This window comes from Niveispirillum sp. GW835-FHT14G11 (assembly GCF_058793615.1).
This window is the reverse complement of sequence record NZ_JBXAFZ010000046.1, coordinates 1-5,054: the sequence shown is the minus strand read 5'-3', so window position 1 is coordinate 5,054 and position 5,054 is coordinate 1. Positions and strand designations below refer to the sequence as shown.

Sequence of the window (5,054 nt, the reverse complement as noted above, 5' to 3'; positions counted from 1 at the left end):
TTAACATCAACCCGCAACGAGCCAGAACCTCCACTCACAAAATCATCCAACCGTCCCATTTGTTTCGACGACGGACATGCACGACACTCAACCGTGCCGACGCGCACCAGGCCGCCACTTCCCCGGCTTCCGCCGGTGCCGCCGGCGGGATCAGCAGGCAGGCGCCGGACCAGAGCGGCGCGAAGACGTCCCGCATGAGAGGGTCGTGTGAGAGACCGGCAAGCAAGCCGAAGCGGTCCGACCCACTGAATCCGAAACGGCGTGCCTGCCAGTCGAGAAAATGCGAAAGCGCGCGGTGGGGTGTGATCACCGCCTTCGGCTTACCCGTCGTTCCGGAAGTGAAGACGAGGTAACAGGGATCATCGGCCTCCACCGTCACCGGTGGAGCGTCATCGGAACAATCCCCAAGTCCTGCGCAGATGTCCATTACCCCGGCGCCCGCCATATTCCATGTCCAGCATCCGGCTGTTTCGAGCATTTCCGCGAGATCCGGTGCGGGGTGCGCAAGGCAGATGCAGCCCGTTGCCGCCGACCGGGCGAGATACGCCGACAACCGTTCGGCAGGGTAGGCCGGGTCCAACACCAGAAAGGCCGCGCCCGCCTTTAATATCCCGAGCATGGCCCAGGGCAGCGTCGCGTTGCGGGCGGCGAGAACGGCAATCCGGTCGCCGCGCCCCACCCCCCGGGCGATCAGGCGGTGGGCCAGCTTATTGGCGCAGAGTTCCAGCTCAAGATGTGTAAGTGTCCCATCCCCGTCGATCACGGCCGGCGCGGCCGGACTGGAATGCGCCCATGCCGACACCCGGTCGGGAACGGACCCGCACCATGCGGGCTCAATGGACGCCATCACAGGGCCTGCGCCATCCAGATCCAGACGGAAGGCGCAGGCGCGGAGGCGGGGCTCGTCCACCGCCTGTTCAAGGATGCGCAGGAACTGCGACAGAAAGATGTTCATGCGGGCTGCGGAGAATATCTCCGAGCTGTAGACAAGTTCGAAGGCCAGCCCGTCCGGATTGTCCCTGAGGTAAAGCGTCATGTCGAACTTGGAGAATGGTTCGACGGTGGAGGCCGGCTCCACGCGCAACGCTTCGTCTTCGACGCTGGCGGCGGCATATGCCAGCGAGTTGATCATCACCTGCACGATGGGGTGGCGTGCCAGGTCCCGCGTCGGCTGCATCTCCTCCACGATCTTTTCGAACGGCACATCCTGATGGGCGTACGCGCCCAGCGCCACCTCCTTCACCCGGCGCAGGAGGGTGCCGAAATCGGGGTTTCCGGACAGGTCCGTCCTGAGGACCAGCATGTTGATGAAAAAGCCGACGACCTGTTCAAACTCCCTGCTGCCACGTCCCGCTATGGGGGCGCCAACGGCAATGTCCTGTTGCCCTGTGAGCCTGGACAGCAGCAATTGGAAGGCCGCAAGCGCGACCATGAACAGTGTCACTCCCTCGTTGCGGGCAAGATCGCGGATCGAAAGAGACAGGTCCCTGGACAAGGTCAGGGAGATCGCCGCCCCCTTGTAGCTGGATATGGCGGGGCGCTGATGGTCGGCCGGAAGGTCGAGAGCCGCCGGAACGCCATGAAGCTGCCGTTTCCAATAGGCCAACTGGCGTTCCAGCTCGCCGCCACCAAGCCATTCGCGCTGCCAGGCGGCGAAGTCGGCATACTGGAGCGTCTGCTCCGGCAGACGGATGGATGTACCCCTGCGGTTCGCCGCATAAAGGATGCCGAGTTCATGACCGATCAGCTCCATGGACCAGCCATCCGAAACGATATGGTGCATGACTAGTGTCAGGAGGTGTCTGCCTTCTCCTTGATGCAGGACCATCGCCCGGATTAGGGGGCCGTTCTCAAGGTCAAAACGACGCAGAATCTCCGCCCTGATTAGGCGTTCTTGCGTATCATGGCGCTCCACCGCCGGCGTGGTGGTGAGATCGATCAGCGGTATCGGAATGTCCATTCCGGCATCGATGATCATTGCGCCACGGCCATCGATGGTCACGATCCGTGTCCGCAGGCTTTCGTGCCGCTTCGCCAACGCGCAAAAGGCTAGGTGGAGCGAAGGCAGGCAAAGCGGCCCGTCCAGGTGGAAAACGGCGGGCAGATTATAGGACGATCCCGCAAAGCCGAGCTGTTCCAGGAACCAGAGCCGCTCCTGCGCGAAGGAAAGCGGCAGCGTCGGTGCACGCGGGTAGCGGTGGACAGCCAGCGGATGTCCTTCCCGGTGCACGTGCCGCAATTCCCCGATCCGCGCCGCGAGGTCGCGGATTGTCGCCGTTTCGAAGATCGCCCGTAGGGGAAGCTCGACGGCGAAGGTTTCCCGGACCCGCGCCACCACCTGGGCGGCGAGCAGGGAATGACCGCCCAGGTCGAAGAAATTGTCGTTGCTGCCGATATGCCGACGCCTGAGCACTTCGGACCATATGGCCGCCAGCCCCTGCTCGTCGGGCGTGCCCAGGGCCACATGCATCCGGGGATCGATGAATTCGCCGGGTGGGGGCAATGCCTTGCGATCCACCTTCTTGTTGGCGGATTCAGGCAGGGATGCCAGCGGTACGATGTCGGATGGCAGCATGTAATCGGGAAGCACCTGCTTCAGCCGGGCGCGTATCGCCACCTGATCGATGTTCCTGGGGTCGTCGCCCGTCACATAGGCCACCAGCCGCCTGTCGCCCGGAACATCCTCGCGCGCGATCACCACGGCCCGGTCGACGCCGGGGCATGCCAATAATTGTGCCTCCACCTCGCCGGGCTCTATCCGATGGCCGCGTATCTTGACCTGATGATCGATCCGCCCCATGAACTCGATGGTCCCGTCGGCGCGCCATCGTGCCAGATCCCCCGTCCTGTAAAGCCGGTCCCCCCGTCCGAACGGGCTGGGCACGAAACGGTCCGCGGTCAGGCCCGGGCGATTGAAGTAGCCGCGCGCCAAGGGGACCCCACCCACGTAAAGCTCGCCGGCCACGCCGCCGGGGGCCGGACGCATGCGGCCGTCAAGGATATATATCTGCGTGTTCCATATGGGCTTGCCGATATGCGGCAACGGATGCTCGCCCGTCAAATCACGCGGCAACGCCCGACCGGTCACCACATGCGTCTCCGTGGGGCCATAGAGATTGAATAATCGGGAGGCCGGATTGGCCTGGAACATGCCGGCGACCAGCGGCGACAGCCGCAGCGCCTCTCCCGACTGGAAGTAGTGGGTTAGCGGCAGGTCCGTAACCTTCTGCCTGACGACCTCCGCCGCCAACTGCTCCAGCAGGACCTGTGGGGCGAAGATGTTCTGCGCGCCGGTTTCGCGCATCACGCGCAGGAACGCAGCCGTGTCCAGCCGGGTATCCTCATCGATCAGGACCACATGGTGCCCGCTGGTCAAGGCGGTGAATATCTCATGGAAGGAGGCATCGAAACCGATGGAGGCAAACTGCATCGCGTGGCCGGCACCGGCCTCGGCAATCTGCCACAAGATCAGATTGACCAGGGGCCGATGCGGCATCGCCACGCCCTTCGGCCTGCCGGTGGAGCCGGACGTATACATTACGAACGCCAGATCCTGGGAACTGCCGGTCAGGGTGGGCGGGGTGGGCGGGGAAAGGGCGATTAACGGCCAGCCGGCATCGAGAAGGATTTCAACCGTGCCGGCCGTACCCGCATGCCCCGCGAGCGACGCCTGGGTCAGGATGAACCGGGCGCCAGCGTCAGCCACCATGGTGGCCAGCCTCCCGGACGGATGCCGTGGATCCAGGGGCAGATAGGCCCCCCCGGCCTTGAGTATCCCGAGCAATCCGACCACCATGTCGGCGGAACGAGCCGCGCACAGCCCGACCACGACGTCCGGACCTATGCCGAGGCCGGCAAGATGGTTTGCGAGCTGGTTGGATTTGCGGTCGAGTTCCGCGTAGGTCATCCGGCCGCCATCCCAGACAAGGGCGTCCGCGTCCGGCCTTTGCGCGGCGCTCGTGGTGAAAAGGTCCTGCACGCATATCCCCGGCCCGATCGGATGGCCAGTGTCGTTCCACTCCACCAGGATGCGATTTTCCTCCTCCGGCGTGGCAAGGGGCAGGTCCGATAGCCTGGCGTCGGGATCGGCGACGATGCCTGCCAGCAGGGTCGTGAAATGCTCCGCCATCTTCGTGATGGTGGTGTGGTCGAACAAGTCGGTGGCATATTCGATGGTCGCCTTCATGCTGTCCGGCGTATCGAATACGGTCAGGGTAAGATCGAACTTGGACGTGTTGTTGTCCACGTTGAAACCCCGGACGGTGATGCCGGGCAGGTCGAGTGCTTCGCGCGGAGCGTTCTGCAGGGCCAGCAGCACCTGGAAAAGCGGATGCCGGGAAAGGTCGCGCGGCGGATCCAGTTCCTCGACCAGCTTCTCGAACGGCACATCCTGATTTTCATACCCATCCAGCGCCACGTCGCGCACCATCGCCAGCAGCGCGCGGAATGTGGGATCGCCGGGCAGGTTGCATCGCAGGGGAAGGGTATTGGCGAAGAAGCCAATCATTCCCTCCGTCTCGCTATGGCGGCGGCCGGCGATGGGCGAACCGACAACTATATCCGTCTGACCCGAATAACGGCGCAGCAGCACCTGCAGTGCCGCCATGAGAAGCATGAACATCGTCACCCCCTCCCGGTTCATCAGCCGCCGCAGGCCAGCCGGGAGAGGGGAGGGGATATCGAAGGTGAACAGCGCGCCCCTATGTTCGAAGGCCAGGGGGCGGATGTGGTCCATCGGCAATTCCAGAGCGGGTGGAGCGCCGGCCAGATGCTGCTTCCAATAGGCCACCTGCCTGCCCATGGTGGCTTCGTCCATCCAGTCCTGCTGCCAGATCACATAATCCGCATACTGGGCCGGCAGCGCCGGCAGCGCCGGCAGCGGGCAGAGCCGCGCTTCCGGCAGGGCCCTGTAGAAGGTGCTGAGTTCCCGGAAGATTATGCCGAAGGACCAGGCATCGGATATGATGTGATGCGTGGCTGTCCGTCGTCGAAACAAATGGGACGGTTGGATGATTTTGTGAGTGGAGGTTCTGGCTCGTTGCGGGTTGATGTTA

The 5,054-nt window shown here is 63.8% G+C and carries 1 protein-coding gene; it reads right to left on the bottom strand.

The window, feature by feature from the left end:
* Window positions 1-34 precede the first annotated feature (34 nt).
* Complete coding sequence (locus AC1Q7F_RS32450) at window positions 35-4,996, bottom strand: amino acid adenylation domain-containing protein (RefSeq protein WP_492512684.1); 4,962 nt, start codon at window positions 4,994-4,996, stop codon at window positions 35-37.
* Window positions 4,997-5,054 lie beyond the last annotated feature (58 nt).